The sequence below is a fragment of the Gammaproteobacteria bacterium genome, assembly GCA_022450155.1.
GTDB lineage: Bacteria > Pseudomonadota > Gammaproteobacteria > Arenicellales > UBA868 > REDSEA-S09-B13.
In genome coordinates, this window is the sequence record JAKUQR010000002.1 from 57,224 (window position 1) to 73,827 (window position 16,604).

Genomic DNA, 16,604 nt, shown 5'->3' on the forward strand with positions numbered 1-16,604 from the left:
GTTGAAATGTTTTAAATGTGACCTCACAGCTGCAGACCTAGAAGGTGCTGTATTGCCCGGGGCGGACCTAACCGGGGCCGACCTGACCGAGGCCAATCTTTTCCGCACCAACCTGGCAGGGGCGACCTTGAGAAGTGCAGTCCTCACCAAATCCATACCGATGCTTACCAATCTGACTGGCGCCGATCTTTCAGGGGTAAATCTGATAGAAGCCTATATGGAGGACGCCAATCTACAAGATGCGAATCTGACAGGAGCAGACCTGACCAAAGCCTATCTGGAAGCCACAGATCTGACCGGTGCGAACCTAACGCAGGCCAATTTTACAGGCGCTTTTCTGGAAGGCGTCAACCTGGAAAACGCAGATCTGACAGATGCTGTCTTGACCGATACAAAACTGGACTGGGTCAAAAACCCAAACACAGCGATCCTGCGTAGAACCACAATGCCCGATGCAACAGTCAATAACTCAGGCTGTTGACGAGCCGAACCCCGTCTAATCCGCCCACGAGGCACCGAGAGTATCTACCAGAGTAACTGCCCTTCAACGAACGCCCGCGCTTCTTGGGTCTTTGCGTGAGTCAAGAAATCCTCGCTCGCAGTCTGTTCTAGCAGCTGTCCCTGGTGTAGGAACAACACTTCATCGGCCAGTCTTCGGACCTGGCCAAGATCATGTGTAACCATGATGATTTTGCTACCGGCATTGCTGATCTGCTCGATTACATCTTCAATGGCAGCCGTTGCAGCAGGATCCAGATGCGCAGCCGGTTCATCCAGGAACAGCACTCGGGGGCGCAAGGCCCATGCTCTCGCCAGTACCAGGCGCTGCTGCTCACCACCGGACAGTACGCGCGCCTGTCTATGCGCAATACCAGTCAAACCCGTGGCTTCAAGTGCATCGTCTGCGCGTTGCCGGACATCCTTTTTTGCGACACCCCGAACCGATAGGGCATATTCCACATTGGCACGTGCACTTCGACGGAACAGCACAGGTTTCTGAAACACCATAGCCTGGCGCTGTCTCTGCTGGCGGGAAGAACCCGACGCCCACCGCACCGTTCCCGTTGTGGGCGACAGCAACCCATGGCAAAGCCGCAGCAATATACTCTTGCCAGCGCCGTTAGGCCCCACGATAAATGTTCGACCGCGGGCGCCCAACGAAAAACTGACGTCTTTGATCAACCATTGCTCCCGGACACTGAATCCCAGCCCGTCGACAACAAGCGGCAATATGTGGACCGGGTCCTGGTTCATACTGTGATGATCTTCTGGGTCTGCCATCTGTCGGTTTACCCCTGCTGTCTATCAATCAGCCATTGCACTGTAGAGGTTAGTCCGTTTATAGCAATGACAATGCACAACAATACGATACCAAGACCCAGAGCCAGTGCCAGATTGCCTTTACTGGTTTCTAGCGCAATGGTCGTTGTCATCACCCGCGTCACATGATTGATGTTACCGCCGACAATAATGACCGCACCCACTTCGGCACTGGCTCGGCCGAACCCGGCCAAAACTGCCGTCAGCAGACTGTAACGCGCATCGACCAACAAAGTGGACATCGCGCGGAATGGGGTGACTCCCAGAGACTGTAACTGCTCGCGGTATTCACGATATAGATCTTCGATAGTCTGGCGCGTCAATGCAGCGATGATCGGCGTGATCAATACCGCCTGGGCGATAGTCATTGCGGTCGGGGTGTAGAGCAACCCGTATTCCCCCAAGGGCCCGGCTCGTGACAGCACGAGATAAACTGCAAGCCCGATGACAACGGGTGGCAGACCCATCATCGCGTTGAGAACAACGACAACACCGGACCTTCCGGGAAAACTTCCTATCGCAATTGCAGCACCCAGGGGCAGTCCAATCACGCTAGCGATGAACACTGCCACCAAACTAACCCGCAGCGACAACACGACGATCTCAACCAGATCGGGATCCAGCGAAATGATCAGATCAAGCGCGACGAATAATGAGGTTCCAAATTCGGTCATAGATCAACCGTTTCGCCGCCTGGAACACTGGGTACGATCATTCACTGACGATCGTCTTAGCCGATCGATGCCCACTAACGCTGCCAACTGTCGACAATAGTCAGACGGACGACGGCTGAACGTTTCTTGATTCGCCGATCTGGGTACCCACGCCGCGGTTGGTGACCGTCTCAAGCAGAGTCGCATGCGGGACGCGACCATCACTGATCGTGGCCGTACGTACACCGCCGGCGACAGCCTCAAGAGCACACTGAACCTTGGGCAACATGCCGCCACTGATCACACCTTGCTCGATCAGATCCTGGGCCTCAGTCTCGCTCAGCAGTTCAAGCAACTGGTCATCTGAATTCAGCACACCCGGCGTATTGGTCAACAGAATGAGTTTTTCGGCCTTGAGCGTCACCGCCAACGAGCCGGCAACCGTGTCGGCATTGATGTTGTACGCCTTCCCATCAGTACCGGCGCCTATAGGTGCAATTACTGGGATAAAATTCGCCTGATCGAGAGTATGGACAACTTCTGGATTGATCTGTTCAATCTCACCCACCTGGCCAAGATCGATCACTTCACCTTTGTCACCAGATTGGCCTTGCCGAAGTAACAGCTTTCGAGCCTGGATCATTCCGCCGTCCTTGCCCGACAAACCGACTGCTCGTCCACCCTGGGCATTGATCAGTGCCACGATACTTTTGTTGACGAGCCCGCCCAATACCATTTCCACCACGTCAATGGTTTCCTGGTCAGTAACACGGAGTCCGTCCACGAACTCGCTCTTTTTGCCAATCCGTTCGAGCAAAGTTCCGATCTGCGGGCCTCCTCCGTGAACCACCACTGGATTCATCCCGACCAGTTTCATCAGAACGACATCTCGGGCAAAGCCGCGCTTCAGTTCCTCGTCGACCATGGCGTTACCACCATACTTGATCACGATTGTCCTGCCATGAAAATGCTGAATATAAGGCAGCGTCTCGGCCAATACATTGGCGATGTCAGCTGGATTGTTTGTCTTGCCACTCATATCGAAAAGATCAACGAGATAGTCCCCGTTAAGGTCGAAGTATACAGGGTCGTTTTCCTGTTACGCCTTAGAGAAAATCACAACACGAAGAAGGGCCGGATGACCGGCCCTTCATGCTGCTGACCTGGCTGTTTAGGTCAGTTGATCTTAACTTCAACCTGACGTGGCGCCAAAGGAGTCTTCTTGGGAATCGTCAATCTCAACACACCGTCCCGGTATTCTGCCGACACCTTGTCTTCTTCAATGTCTTCTCCAAGCCGAAGGGAACCCGAGTACTTTCCGGAATATCGCTCATGCCGGAGTACTTTTCTTTCGTTCTTGCTGACCTCATCTTTAGGCTCTGCACTGATCGTCAGCACGTTCTTGTCGATCGTAACTGACACCTCTTCCCGACTGATGCCGGGCATATCGGTAGTGACGACGTAGGCTGTGTCATCTTCGATGACATCCATTGCCAAACGACGAGAATCGGCGTTCGTGTTCCTGGTCGATACAGGTGAATCGTAGAATCCCCGCAGGATTCCGTCCACATCGGGAAAGAAGCCCCAGGGCAGCCTGCCGTCTGCAATTCTGACTAAGTTGTTCATAATACTCTCCATAGTTTCGGCGTCAGTGCTTAATTGCTACAACGCCCTTCTGCCCTTATATCTGGTGGCAAGCCAAGAAATTTCAAGCCCCTTCACAGCCTGCGCTACCCAAACTCTTCTCTTTCTCATCGCACCCGGTTAGCTGGCCGTGGCGAAATTCAGCCCCTAGAATCAGCAGGGCTACGACCCTTGGTTCATAAAGAAGGAAGTTCAAGGATGACTAAGACCTACGAAGTGGTCATTATCGGCGCCGGTATCATCGGCTCGGCCATAGGCTGTGGACTGGCGAGACGGGGTTGGCAAACACTGAACATAGATCGCCATTCCACATCCGGTCAGGGTTCCACCAGCAGTTCTGTTGCCATCGTCCGTACCCACTACTCCACTCTGGAAGGCTCGGCCCTGGCCTGGGAAGGCACTCATTGCTGGGAAAACTGGCACGATCAGATCGGTGCTGAAGACCCGGCCGGTATGGCGGAGTTCAGACAAACTGGCGTACTGTCTCTCAAAACCGAAGAAAACGGGTATCTAAGAAAACAGATGTCAGTTTCCGATGAACTGGGCATCCCCTATGAAGAGTGGTCAGTAGAAAAGATCGCCAACAAGCTGCCCAGCTGGGAAACGAAGAAATTCGGCCCACCTGTATTGTCGATGCACGATCGGTTCGGGCACAACACCGGTCCCAGCATTGAAGGCGCCGTGCTGTTTCCACGTGGGGGCTACTGCAACGACCCAAGACTTGCTACTCACAATCTACAGGTCGCAACGGAGGCTGCGGGAGGCGCATTCCGATTTAATGCCGACGTCACTGCCATCGAAACTAATCGGGGTTGCGTAAGCGGTCTTGTGGTTAATGGTTCTGAGTCGATTGACTGCCCGGTGATAATTAATGCAGCCGGCCCGCATTCAGCTAGAATCAGCGAACTCGCCGGCGTTGCCAACAAAAGTCGAATCACTACTCGCGTGGTACGTCATGAATACGTCCGCCTGCCACGGCCTGAGCGTTCCGATCCAGACGAACCAGACTTCATCACCTTTGACAACGACATTGGCAGTTATACCCGGCCGGACCTCGGCAATACCATTCTGGCTGGCAGCGAAGGTACCGAGGCGGAAGGGGAGATAACAGCAGACCCGGATGACTTTGATCGCAATCTCAGCGACAAGGTGCTTGAACCGATTTACCGTCTAGCTCAGAGAATGCCCACGCTCGGGATTCCCAACAGTCCCAGTGGGATCGTTGACTTATGGGATGTCAGCGATGATTGGATTCCAATCTACGATCGCTCGGACCTATCGGGGTTCTACCTGGCCATCGGCACCAGCGGTAACCAGTTCAAAACAGCACCGGCCGTCGGTGAACTGATGGCCGAGCTCGTCATTGCCTGTGAAGCAGGCCAGGACCATGAACGTGACCCGGTCCAGTTTCACCTCTCACGTATCGGCCGCACGATCGGCCTGGATTTTTTCTCACGTAATCGCGCAGTCAATTCGACCAGCAGCTTTTCGGTTCTGGCCTGAAACAAGCAGAACTATTGTTATCCAGCCAGATGACTGTTGAATAGTGATCGACGTGAAGCACGATTAATTAAACAGTATGCTTAATGACGATAAACGGTTACTTAAAACCATGGCTGCATGGTCCAGCGACAGTCACACGCTGGCACTGGCGTTTACCCTCAGGACCTGGGGGTCAGCGCCCCGCCCCGTCGGTAGCATGCTCGCAATTTCGGACAACGGAGAATTCGAAGGATCAGTCTCGGGGGGCTGTGTTGAGAACTCGGTGATCGAAGAATCCAAAGAAGTAATCAGCACGGGTGATCCTAAACGCCTCACCTACGGGGTAACCGATGACACAGCCTGGAGCCTCGGCCTGCCGTGTGGAGGTACCATCGAACTCCTGCTGATCAGACTGAATGATCAGGCCTTTGCCCAGAATCTACTTCAGCAGTCACCCACAACACTGTACATCCAGCTTTCGACCGGGAAGATGGCAATTGGGCACAGCGGACACTGGTCGGGCGAGCTGGCTCAGGACACTGGGTTTTCACAGATCAGTGAGAAACTCATCGATTCCGCACATGTGGACGCACAAGTCAACGAGGAATTAGATGTCTTTGTTCGGCCTTTTGCCGACCCCTGGCGACTGCTGATTGTCGGTGCAGTACACATTGCCCAGCCACTGTCAGCCATGGCTTCGCTGGCCGGCTTCCAGGTTACGATCATCGACCCCAGATCGGCTTACCTGACACCGGACCGGTTTCCTGAGTTGCCACTGGTCAACGACTGGCCAGATGTAGCACTCGCCGAACTCAAGCCGGATGAGCGAACTGCGGTCGTAGTACTGTCTCATGATCACAAAATCGATGATCCCGCACTAGAGGCTGCCCTTTTATCACCCGCCTTTTACATTGGTGCACTCGGCAGCCGTCGCAACCACAACCGGCGGGTCGAGCGCCTGCTGCAAAACGATGTGACGGACGATCAGGTTAAACGTATCCATGCGCCGATTGGGCTGGATATCGGCGGTAGCAGCGCCGGAGAAATTGCAGTTTCTGTCGTTGCACAACTGATCGGCATCCGAAACCAGAGATTTTCAGGTGGGACCGCAGATTGATGCTATCGTGCTGGCGGCGGGTCTTTCGACCCGCGCCAGGGAACGCAACAAGCTGTTGCTGCCCCTGGCCGGAAAACCACTGATCGCCCATGCAGCAGATGCCGCCCTGGGTTCGTTGGCACGTAAGGTGCACATCGTCACTGGCCATCAGTCCAATGAGGTAACGGCCGTACTGAATGACCGCACAGTGAATTTTGTCCACAATCCAGATTATGCAGAAGGTATGAGCAGTTCGATCAAGTCGGGGATCAGAGCATTGCCTGCGGATCTAGACGCCGTGGTTCTTTGTCTGGGCGACATGCCGCTGGTGGTTTCGGCTCATCTCGATCTATTAATCAACAATTTTTCTGCCGATGTTGCTTGTGCGCCGTATTGCAGAGGGCGCCGTGGTCACCCGGTACAGTTCCCAAGGTCGATGTTTCCTGACTTACTGCAGCTCAGTGGTGACACTGGCGCACGTGAACTGCTGGAAAAAATTGAATCGACTATCTTGCAGATCGATGTAAACGACGAGGGTATTTTCTTTAACGTCAACCGACCTGCAGATCTGTAATCCAGAACAATAACTTTTTCCTCGAGTGATCGGAATAGCACAACCCCAGGTGGCACTACGACTTACGCCTCGAGACCACTAGACGCCAAAATGCAACCCCTTAGGGAATCTGCAGTATGCTTTATTGGACTTCCTTTGAATCGCGCGTGCGATAGCTCAGTTTTGACCCGTACAAATAACAAGCGACCGCAATGCCGGACGATCCGAAAAGCATACACATCACCAGAATCTGGTAACACACAGCGATCAGCGGTGAAATGCCGGCCAGCACCTGACCTGTCATCGCCTGGCAGTGAAACCAGCCCAACGGCCAGTAGAGAGTTAATCAGCGGAATCAAAGCCGCTTCAAAAGTCTTACGCCGCGCGTCTACATGATCGAGGCCACTACTGAACTCAGAGACATAGCGTTCAGCAGCGATGCTGACAGAATTCATGGCAGTGGCGAAGATCATTCCAGCCAGTGGGATCATATAACGCGGTGCATACCACGGCGTGATGTCCAATACCCATTGCGTAGTCAGGAACAAAACCGGTAACCCAGCCACAGCGATTGCCATGAGTGTGACCGGATACAGCCGCCGGCGCTGAGCCGCGATCGGGCGGAGTGCAATCCAGCTTGAGACAATAATCATGACCACCAGCACCAACGAGACCAGAACGACATGTTCTGATTCGAACAGAATCAACAGCACATAACCGATCAGCAACAGTTGCAACAGCATTCTGCCCATCGCGTACAGTGATGTCCGGGCGGACAGTGCCCAGCGTATCTAAATCACCACCACTATCAGGACGGGCACAAACAGCCATACCAGGCGCTGTAACGGAATTGGCTCTACAGATGCATCCATACGATGGCGTCTTTTTGTCGACCTGAACCGCGCTCAATAGGACTTGGGCAACCCCATGATATGCTGTCCAATATAAGCCAGAACCAGATTGGTCGACACCGGTGCCGTGAGGTAAAGCCTTGCCTCGCGCCACTTGCGTTCGATGTCGTACTCTCGCGCAAAAGCAAAACCACCAAAAGTCTGCATACAGGCCTCAGCCGCATGCCAGGCCGCATCACCACACAGCAATTTAGCCATGTTTGCCTCAGCACCGCAGGGTTCGCCAGCATCAAACAGTACTGCTGCCTTGCGGGCCATGAGTTCCGCGGCCTCCGTCTCTGCGTAAGCACGGGCCAGAGGAAACTGTATACCCTGATTACGTCCGATCGGACCGCCGAAGATTTCGCGCTCGTTTGCGTAGTCACTGGCCCGGCGTAGAAAGAACCGTGCATCACCAATGCTTTCACCCGAGATCAGCGTGCGTTCAGCATTCATGCCATCGAGAATGTAGCGAAAACCCTGCCCCTCTTCCCCGATGAGCGTATCGGCGGGTATTCTCGCCTCGCTGAAAAACACTTCAGTGGTGTTATGGTTAATCATGGTTTCGATCGGTTGAATTTCAACGCCGTTATCTCGTAACTCGCGCAGATCAATCAGGAACACCGACAGACCTTCAGTGGGCCGACTCACTTCTTCTTTGGGTGTAGTCCGGGCCAGTAACAGCATCAGGTCGGAGTACAGTGCCCGACTGGTCCAGACTTTCTGGCCATTCACTACGTAGTGATCTCCATCCCGTACCGCCCGGGTGCGTAGACTGGTGGTATCAGATCCCGAAGCGGGTTCTGTAACCCCAAAGGCCTGCAGGCGCAAGCTGCCTTCGGCAATCTGTGGCAGATACTTCTGTTTCTGCTCGTCGCTGCCATGTCTAAGCACAGTACCCATGGTATACATCTGCGCATGGCACGCTGCGGCGCTGCCGCCCGATGCGTGAATGGTTTCCAGGATGATCGCTGCGGCCCGCAGCGGCAGACCTGAGCCCCCATAGGATTCTGGAATCAGGGCAGACAACCAGCCTGACTCGGTCAGGGTACTGACAAACGCCTCAGGATAAGCGCTCTTAGCATCCATCTCACGCCAGTATTCTCCGGGAAAATCATCACATATCCGACCCACTGCCTCCCGTATCTCCGGGAAATCCTCTCCCAGGTCCATCTGCCTCAGTGTGTCTTCCATAACACTACTCTCCCTTGAATTGTGGTTTTCGCTTCTCGTTGAAAGCGAGAATACCTTCACGTCGATCAGCAGTGGGTACCACCCGGCTGTAGGCGTCTAGTTCTATCCGGTAGCCTGCTTTGATACCGCTGCGGCCCGCATGGTTCAGTGATCGCTTGGCTTCCCGCACCGCAATCGGCCCGTTGGCCGCGATCGCGGCAGCAGTATCAAAAACATGATCAAGTAATCGGTCCGGTTCACACACTCGATTGATGAGACCCCACTCTAGACCTTGCTGCGCACTGAACGGACGGCCGGTCAGAATAATCTCCTTGGCACGCCGAATCCCGACGGCTCCCGGCAGATACTGTGTACCGCACATGCCCGGTAGAATTCCCAGCGTAGTCTCGGTCAGCGCAAACCGGGCCGTGTTGACGGCATACACAAAGTCACAGGCCAAAGTCATCTCCATTCCGCCACCGAATGCCGCACCGTTAATCGCTCCAATCAAAGGTACATGAAGATCCATCAGCGCCAAACCGAGCGTTTCAAATACCGCATGCTGTTGAATCCAAATCGCATCAGTCATTCCTTTCCGTTCCTTAAGATCCGCACCAGCACAGAACGCTCGGCCACCGGCACCGGTCAGGACAATACACCGTGCGGCTGCAACTAGCGCCTCGGGACCGGTCAGTACGGCCAGTATTTCCTCGGCCATTTGCGTATTCATTGCGTTCGCTGAATCCGGTCGATTCAGGGTTAACTGCGCAATATCGTCTTTGATCGACAACTCGATAGTGTGGAATTCAGGCACGGCTGTCTTGCTCGTCAGAAAGCTCATCCGAATAAGTATCATTGTACTCACCCAACTCCGGTGCCCGCTGTCGGGCGGGCGGGCGGTGACCGTCAAAGCTTATAGGCGGCCCCATGAGTGGCATCGCGCCTTCATCGGCGCGTTGAATAATACCCAGCGCCTCGACCTGCTCGTGTGCCAGTACCTCATCGAGCTGCTGCAGCGGAGCACAGGGAATCCCAAGTTCGTTAAACATCGTCTGCCAGTGTTCGCGGTTGGCATTGCGAAACAACGGTTCAATCAACTCGTTGAGCTGAACAAGATTGCCGAACCTGTCGGGGTTGGTTGCAAACCGCTCGTCCTCAGGCCATTCTGGATGCCCCAGCGCTTCGGCCAGTTTCCTGAACAATCGGTCATTGGCTGCACCGACAACAAGGTAGCCATCAGCACATTCATAGGCCTGGTAGGGCGCAATTCCACGCACACCGGACCCCTGCGGTTTGGGCACTTCCCCGGTTGCACGAAAATCAGCGACATGAAAGCCCATCCACGCCAGTGCAGTTTCGAGCAACGACGTATCGACGATACCACCTCGACCCGTCTGCTGCCGGACATTCAACATGGACAACACACCGATTACACACCACATTCCGGCACCCTTATCAACTATTGAGGTACCCACGCGCACAGGTTTGCGGCCCTGTTCACCACTGACACTCATCAACCCTGAAAAAGCCTGCATCAGAGGATCGTACCCAGGCTGTTCCCGCATCGGACCGGTAGCCCCAAACGCTCGAATATTGCAATAGATCAGCCTAGGCAGTTCTGCCGTCAACTGTTCGTCACCTAGACCTACGCTGTCGGCAACACCTGCTCTGAGATTCTGGACCACCACATCGACCCCGTCGGCAATGAAACGGCGCAATTTTTTCACCTGTTCCGGATCCTTCAGGTCCACTTCTAACGAACGTTTTTCCCGATTGTAGGTATGAAACATGGTTGAGGTCTCTTCCCAGAATGGTGGCCCCCAGTAGCGTGCATCATCTCCTTTGCCAGGACGTTCCACCTTGACGACTTCTGCGCCGAGGCTCGCCAGGATCCAGGTTCCGTACGGTGCGGCAACACTGGTGCCCAGTTCCACAACCCGGATGCCCTGCAGCGGTAATGCTGCGGGATCAATCTGTTTCTGCTGATTGTTCATCGTTGGTCTCTTGTGCTCGAACTAACCTACGTACTGATCAAATCCTTAAGCTCCTGTCGACCAGGGCCTGATAGGTCAGTACCCGAAGCTCGCGCCGCAATTTATAAGTACTCGAAGGTGTCAGCTGGGTCAGAAACATCGCGGTGATGTCTTCCGTGGGATCGACCCAAAACACGGTACTGGCTATGCCACCCCAGGAGAATTCTCCCACAGAGCACAGTGTACGTGCCCGGACTGGATCAAGTACGACAGAAAACCCCAGGCCGAACCCTACACCTTCACCGGCAATACTCCAGCCATCGAAGTCTTTATCACCCATCTGCGCCAGGTCGCCGGGCAGATGATTCTGGGTCATAAAATCTACAGTCCTTGAGCCCAGAAGACGCCCGCCTTTGAACTCACCCCTGCACCGGAGCATTTCTGTAAATCGCAGGTAGTCCGCTGGTGTCGACAGTAATCCGCCGCCGCCTGAAAACGTGGTGACGTTGTCTGCAGCGTAAAGTGTTGATCCCGGGGCATCGACTCGGGCCAGGGTATTGCCATCGCCCTTTGCTTCATAGAGCGTCGTCAAACGATCCAGCTTGTCAGGGGTGATTGAGAACCCGGTGTCGGTCATCCCTAAGGGTTCAAACACTCGCTGGCGCATGAAGACATCCAGCGGCTGTTCTGATATCACCTCGACGAACCGGCCTAATACGTCGGTTGAAATCCCGTATCCGAAGCGGCTCCCCGGCTCAAACAGCAACGGCAACTCCGAGGCCTTTTCCACAACCTCGGCGAGCATGCCGCTATTTGGCCAAAAATCTACGCCGGCCCGTTGGTACATTTCACCCAGTGAAAATTCTTCGTTCCAGCCGTAGGTAAATCCTGCGGTATGCGTCAACAGTTGCTTGATTGTAATTGGACCGTTTGCCGGGCGAGTCTGTAACCCTCCATCGGCGTTTGAAACCATCACCGTGGGATTGGCGAGGCACGGAATGAATCGGGATATCGGGTCATCGAGCTGAAAAATTCCTTCCTCATACAGCATCATCACAGCGACCGAGGTGAGTGGTTTGGACATCGAGAAAATCCGAAAGATTGAATCCATCTCGATCGGTCCGCCTGATTCCAAGTCTCTCTGGCCAACAGCCCGGGCGAACACAACCTCACCATGACGACAAATCAGCGTCAACGCACAGGGCAGCTTACCGGCATCAACATAACGATCCATCCAGGCACTGATACGTTCCAGCCTTTCTTGTGAAAACCCAAGCGAGGCCGGATCTGCAGTGACTACAGTCTTCACGCTAGCGTGGCTCGTCAGTCACCATCGAGCTCGGAAAAAATACGCTTAGCGATTCGATGACATTCAACTGAAGCCGGCACTCCGCAATAAATGGCGATCTGATTCAATATGGCCTTGAGTTCGTCACGTGACACACCGTTGACGATGGCGCCGCGAAAATGGAGTTCCCACTCATGCATTCGGTTAAGCGCTGCGAGCATCACCACGTTAAGCATGCTGCGCGTCTTTCGATCAAGCGTTTCATCGCCCCATACAGCTCCCCAACAGTATTCCGTGAGAAGTTCCTGAAACTCCTGGGCAAATTCACCGGCGTTCGCCAGTGCATTGTCAACGTATTCTTTGCCGAGAACATCCCGACGTGTGGCCAGCCCTTTATCAAATAACGCTTTATCCATATCTGCCTCCTGTTGGCGTTGTGATGGAGTTAAAACTATTCAGCTATGCACTAAATCAGTACCGAGAAACTCTAGTAACACCCGGTTGACCTGGGACGGATCTTCAAGGGGTGCCAAATGGCGCAACCCGGGCAAAATGACGACCTGTGCGTCGCGCAGATCCTCGGCCATTCTGTAAGCCAGTTCCGGCGTCGAACCCGTGTCGAGCTCACCCGTCATCACCAATGTGGGGCATCGCACCTGCTTAAGCGCTGCACCGATTTCCCGGTCCGCTTCCACAAATATCTTGTAGGCCGTGGAGTAAGCCGTAAGGTCGTTGGATATCAAGCGATTTCGTATCCTGTTCACAACATCCGGGTTGGCCTGCCTGAATGCATCATCAAACCAGCGATCAAGTGCCAGATCGGCAATGGGTTCGAGTCCTTTGTCGAGCGTCATCTTCAGGCGGCTGCGAACCCCCTTAAGTTCCGCATCCGTTCGCCGGTACACGGTGTTCATCAGTATCAGCTTTTCAAGCCGCTCGGGTGCATCAATCGCAAACCCCTGTGCAATGATCCCACCCATCGACAACCCGGCAAGGGTCAGTTTCCCAATGTCGAGAAAATCCAGCAATTCCTTCAACTGAACAACAAAATCGCCTATTGCCGTAACGTCCGGACGCGCCGCTGTATGACCGTGTCCAAGCATATCGTAACGCACGACCCGAAAATTCGGTGCCAAAGCCGTGACCTGCTTGTCCCACATCGTGAGGTCAAGACCGACACCGTGACAAAGCACGATCACCTGATCGCCCTCGCCTACCTCCTCAAAGAAGGTCCCGCCAGCTGTGTAGTTTGTTGTTCGATTCAAAATATATAAAACCGCCTGAATCACAAGCAGGTTCACAGAAAAACCCAACTGAAATGTAAGCTATGATACTTTATTGCCTGCTGTCTACTGTCCACTGACCGAAGACGAGTCTCATGTCCGCCTCTGCAAAACAGATTATCGGTGAACCGTTGATTATCAATGGCCGTCAATTGTCGTTGTCGCGGGCTGTACGCGCCGGCGACTTTGTATTTCTAACCGGCCAGATTCCCATGCAGGACGGAATTCCCATGACCAGCGGCACAATTGAAGAACAGACCCGAGCCTGCCTGGACGCCATCAGTGAGACGCTTGCACTCGCCGGCTGTAATCTAGGAGACGTCGTAAAATCCATGGTCTGGCTTAAATCCCGTGAGGACTTCCCCGGCTTCGATACCGTTTACGCAGAATATTTTCCAGAGTCGCCACCGGCACGGTCCGGCCTGATCAGCGATTTTCTGGTTGACATTCGCGTTGAAATCGAATGCATCGCTTACAAACCCCTATAAACCAAGGAACCCCAGATGGCTGAGCTCAAGAATTATCAGATGTACATCAATGGAGAGTGGCTAGCAGCTCAAAGTGGCAAGACTTTTGAGAGCATCAATCCTTCAGACGGAAAACCCTGGGCGGTGATCCCTGAGGCAGATGAAGCCGATGTCGACGTTGCAGTCAAGGCCGCACACCGTGCATTTACTGAAGGTCCCTGGTCAACAATGACCGCCACGGAACGGGGCAAGCTGATACACCGACTTGGCGATGTCCTGGCCGAACACTCCGAATCGCTCGGCCATTGCGAAACCGTGGACACGGGTAAACTGTTCAAAGAAACCCGCTGGCAGGCGCGTTATATATCGGACTACTTTTACTACTATGCCGGCCTGGCCGACAAGGTCAGTGGAGAAACGCTTCCCATAGACAAACCCAATATGTGGACTATGACAATACGCGAGCCACTGGGGGTCGTTGCCGCTGTAGTCCCTTGGAATTCCCAACTTTTTCTGGTTGCCGTCAAAATCGGACCAGCCCTCGCCGCCGGCAACACAGTCGTACTCAAAGCATCCGAACATGCCTCGGCGCCGATGCTGGAATTCGCCAAGGTATTCGAAGAGGCTGGTTTCCCGCCCGGGGTTTTCAACGTGATTTCAGGTCACGGTGAACCCTGCGGCCGTGCGCTCACTACGCACCCGCTGGTTGATAGGATCAGTTTTACCGGTGGCTCTGAAACGGCCCGCCATGTGATCAGAAATTCTGCTGAAAATTTCGCACAAGTTTCACTGGAGTTAGGAGGCAAATCACCTGTGGTGGTTTTCGATGATGCTGACCTTGAAAGTGCAACCAACGGTGTGCTGCTGAGCATATTCAGTGCCAGCGGTCAGAGCTGTGTTGCCGGTTCAAGGCTGCTTCTGCAAGAGTCTATTCACGACGAAGTCCTTGCGCGGGTCGCAGAAAAAGCAAGCAAGATCCGGATCGGGGATCCTCTTGACGAGAACAGCCAGATGGGCCCGCTGGCGACGCGTGCACAGCTCGACAATATCGACTCCATGGTCGCTGATGCCATAGCCAACGGCGCGACCCTTGTGCATGGAGGCCAACAGCCTGCCGGCATGGGAGACGGTTGGTACTACGAACCCACGGTCGTGGCATGTCCGGACCAGCGGATCGGTATCGTCCAGCGCGAGCTCTTCGGACCGGTCGTCAGTGCACTGCGCTTTACCGATGAAGCCCACGCTCTCCAGCTCGCCAACGACACTCGTTTTGGGCTCGCTGCAGGCGTCTTCACAGCAGATATCGGGCGTGCTCTGCGAATAACCAAGGGCCTTCGCAGTGGCATTGTCTGGGTCAACACTTACCGGATGGTCTCACCACTTGCCCCATTCGGCGGTTATAAGGACAGTGGCTACGGCCGCGAATCCGGCCGCGAGGCGATCTATGACTACACTCGACCCAAAACGGTCTGGCTGAACACTTCGCCCGATCCCATCACCGATCCCTTTGTCATGCAGTGATCCCTGGCAGACCGAACAGAGGAAAGTAACCACCCTGACCTGGGTCAGGATAACAAGGACTACTCGATCCGTTGGTATTGATCGATAGTGCTAGACTTCAGGTAGATACGGCCTGCCTTTTGCAAGCTTTGAGCGTAAGGAAACGGCGTTAATCATGAAATTTCAACTCGTCATCAACATGGCGCGCTTGTCGGCTAAAACCGACATGAAAGATATGGCCCGGCACACGTTGGAGATGGTACAGATGGCAGATAAGGCAGGTTTTGAAAGCGCCTGGGCCGCCGAACACCACGCGCTGGAGATGACCATCGCACCCAATCCCTTCCAGATCCTGACCTGGTGGGCCGCACACACCAGCCGAATCCGACTTGGAACTGCAGTGGTTGTCGCACCCTACTGGCACCCAATCGATGTGGCCGGAGAAGCTGCTCTGCTCGACCTGTACAGTGGGGGACGACTTGAATTTGGCATCGGATCAGGTGCCTACCAGCGTGAATTCGACCGCATACGGCCTGGTCTCAAACAATCTGAGGGTTACAAGTACGTACAGGAAATGCTGCCCGCTGTTAAAGCACTCTGGGCCGGTGACTATGCCCACGACGGTGAGTTCTGGTCGTTCCCAACCGCCACCTCTGTGCCCAAACCGCTGCAACAGCCCCATCCGCCCATATGGATTGCCGCACGGGCACCGGTGACCTACGAATTCGCGATAAAGAATAATTGCAACATCATGTCGTGGGCTCTCACCCGCCCGTTCTCGGAGGTGGAAACCTACATGGAACGTTTCGAGACCGCACTTCGGGACAACCCTGGCACAACTCGACCCATTTTCTCGACGATGCGTTACGCCGCTGTGGTAGAAAATAAGAACCAGATCGATGAGGCCGTCACCTCCGTCTACCGGCAGCTGGGTCAGTTCGAAAACCTGTTTAAGAACCTAGGGAACGTTAACGATGGTTTTCCACAGGAAATCGACCTTGCTGATCTTAGCAGTCGCAAAGAATTCAATCGGGATGAACTGGTGAAAAACCTGATTTTCGGCACGCCCGATCAGGTTATTTCCAAACTCAAACAGTATCAGGACATCGGTGTCGATCAATTCACCTACTGTGCGAGTTTCGGCCTCAGTCAGGCTGCACAGAAACGCTCGCTGAAAATGTTCATCAACGAAGTGATGCCCGCATTTGACCAAAGTGCGGCCGGTGCTGCCGAACAACAAATAGCCAGCTGAACTGTTCACCGGGGACCCGGGTCGCCCGAA

The 16,604-nt window shown here is 54.3% G+C and carries 17 protein-coding genes and 1 pseudogene; 7 read left to right on the forward strand and 11 right to left on the reverse strand.

Annotated features, from left to right (window positions below; genetic code table 11):
* Position 1 precedes the first annotated feature (1 nt).
* Positions 2 to 481, forward strand: coding sequence for a pentapeptide repeat-containing protein (locus MK323_01175; GenBank protein MCH2480780.1), 480 nt, complete (start codon positions 2 to 4; stop codon positions 479 to 481).
* 44 nt (positions 482 to 525) lie between these two features.
* Here MK323_01175 and MK323_01180 read toward each other — a convergent pair whose 3' ends face one another.
* The 4 genes from MK323_01180 to MK323_01195 form a co-directional block, all read right to left on the reverse strand.
* On the reverse strand, positions 526 to 1,281 hold the full coding sequence (locus MK323_01180) for an ATP-binding cassette domain-containing protein (GenBank protein ID MCH2480781.1): 756 nt from the start codon (positions 1,279 to 1,281) through the stop codon (positions 526 to 528).
* 8 nt (positions 1,282 to 1,289) lie between these two features.
* Positions 1,290 to 1,994 (reverse strand): ABC transporter permease, encoded by a 705-nt coding sequence (locus MK323_01185; GenBank protein ID MCH2480782.1) that lies wholly within the window; start codon positions 1,992 to 1,994, stop codon positions 1,290 to 1,292.
* A gap of 100 nt (positions 1,995 to 2,094) precedes the next feature.
* The gene (gene argB / locus MK323_01190) at positions 2,095 to 3,012 is read right to left on the reverse strand and encodes an acetylglutamate kinase (GenBank protein MCH2480783.1); all 918 of its coding nucleotides are present in this window, start codon (positions 3,010 to 3,012) and stop codon (positions 2,095 to 2,097) included.
* Positions 3,013 to 3,149: 137 nt separating this feature from the next.
* Positions 3,150 to 3,599, reverse strand: a complete 450-nt coding sequence (locus MK323_01195) for an Hsp20/alpha crystallin family protein (GenBank protein MCH2480784.1) — start codon at positions 3,597 to 3,599, stop codon at positions 3,150 to 3,152.
* A gap of 216 nt (positions 3,600 to 3,815) precedes the next feature.
* On the opposite strand from MK323_01195, the gene MK323_01200 reads away from it, so the two are divergent.
* The 3 genes from MK323_01200 to MK323_01210 all read left to right on the forward strand — a co-directional run bounded on the left by MK323_01200 (position 3,816) and on the right by MK323_01210 (position 6,769).
* Positions 3,816 to 5,120, forward strand: a complete 1,305-nt coding sequence (locus tag MK323_01200; protein MCH2480785.1) for an FAD-binding oxidoreductase — start codon at positions 3,816 to 3,818, stop codon at positions 5,118 to 5,120.
* Between the two features lie 76 nt (positions 5,121 to 5,196).
* Positions 5,197 to 6,216, forward strand: a complete 1,020-nt coding sequence (locus tag MK323_01205; GenBank protein MCH2480786.1) for an XdhC/CoxI family protein — start codon at positions 5,197 to 5,199, stop codon at positions 6,214 to 6,216.
* Complete coding sequence (locus MK323_01210) at positions 6,200 to 6,769, forward strand: nucleotidyltransferase family protein (protein ID MCH2480787.1); 570 nt, start codon at positions 6,200 to 6,202, stop codon at positions 6,767 to 6,769. Before MK323_01205 ends, MK323_01210 begins: the two co-directional genes overlap by 17 nt.
* A 121-nt stretch (positions 6,770 to 6,890) precedes the next feature.
* Here the strand turns inward: MK323_01210 and MK323_01215 are convergent.
* The 7 genes and pseudogenes from MK323_01215 to MK323_01245 form a co-directional block, all read right to left on the reverse strand.
* Positions 6,891 to 7,620 (reverse strand): annotated as a pseudogene (locus tag MK323_01215) (ABC transporter permease).
* A 33-nt stretch (positions 7,621 to 7,653) separates the two neighbouring features.
* A complete protein-coding gene (locus tag MK323_01220) occupies positions 7,654 to 8,832 on the reverse strand; it encodes an acyl-CoA/acyl-ACP dehydrogenase (protein ID MCH2480788.1) in 1,179 nt (392 codons plus the stop codon).
* 4 nt (positions 8,833 to 8,836) lie between these two features.
* Positions 8,837 to 9,625 (reverse strand): enoyl-CoA hydratase-related protein, encoded by a 789-nt coding sequence (locus tag MK323_01225; GenBank protein MCH2480789.1) that lies wholly within the window; start codon positions 9,623 to 9,625, stop codon positions 8,837 to 8,839.
* Positions 9,618 to 10,805, reverse strand: coding sequence for a CoA transferase (locus tag MK323_01230; GenBank protein ID MCH2480790.1), 1,188 nt, complete (start codon positions 10,803 to 10,805; stop codon positions 9,618 to 9,620). The genes MK323_01225 and MK323_01230 overlap by 8 nt, the downstream gene beginning before the upstream one ends.
* 37 nt (positions 10,806 to 10,842) lie before the next feature.
* The gene (locus tag MK323_01235; protein ID MCH2480791.1) at positions 10,843 to 12,093 is read right to left on the reverse strand and encodes a beta-lactamase family protein; all 1,251 of its coding nucleotides are present in this window, start codon (positions 12,091 to 12,093) and stop codon (positions 10,843 to 10,845) included.
* A gap of 14 nt (positions 12,094 to 12,107) precedes the next feature.
* Complete coding sequence (locus tag MK323_01240) at positions 12,108 to 12,488, reverse strand: carboxymuconolactone decarboxylase family protein (protein MCH2480792.1); 381 nt, start codon at positions 12,486 to 12,488, stop codon at positions 12,108 to 12,110.
* A gap of 39 nt (positions 12,489 to 12,527) precedes the next feature.
* Positions 12,528 to 13,337 carry an alpha/beta fold hydrolase gene (locus MK323_01245; protein MCH2480793.1) on the reverse strand — a complete coding sequence of 270 codons (810 nt, stop codon included), beginning with the start codon at positions 13,335 to 13,337 and terminating at the stop codon, positions 12,528 to 12,530.
* 113 nt (positions 13,338 to 13,450) lie between these two features.
* On the opposite strand from MK323_01245, the gene MK323_01250 reads away from it, so the two are divergent.
* The 3 genes from MK323_01250 to MK323_01260 all read left to right on the forward strand — a co-directional run bounded on the left by MK323_01250 (position 13,451) and on the right by MK323_01260 (position 16,574).
* Positions 13,451 to 13,843 (forward strand): RidA family protein, encoded by a 393-nt coding sequence (locus tag MK323_01250; GenBank protein ID MCH2480794.1) that lies wholly within the window; start codon positions 13,451 to 13,453, stop codon positions 13,841 to 13,843.
* Between the two features lie 15 nt (positions 13,844 to 13,858).
* The gene (locus MK323_01255; GenBank protein MCH2480795.1) at positions 13,859 to 15,343 is read left to right on the forward strand and encodes an aldehyde dehydrogenase; all 1,485 of its coding nucleotides are present in this window, start codon (positions 13,859 to 13,861) and stop codon (positions 15,341 to 15,343) included.
* Between the two features lie 154 nt (positions 15,344 to 15,497).
* The gene (locus MK323_01260) at positions 15,498 to 16,574 is read left to right on the forward strand and encodes an LLM class flavin-dependent oxidoreductase (protein ID MCH2480796.1); all 1,077 of its coding nucleotides are present in this window, start codon (positions 15,498 to 15,500) and stop codon (positions 16,572 to 16,574) included.
* Positions 16,575 to 16,604: the final 30 nt, after the last annotated feature.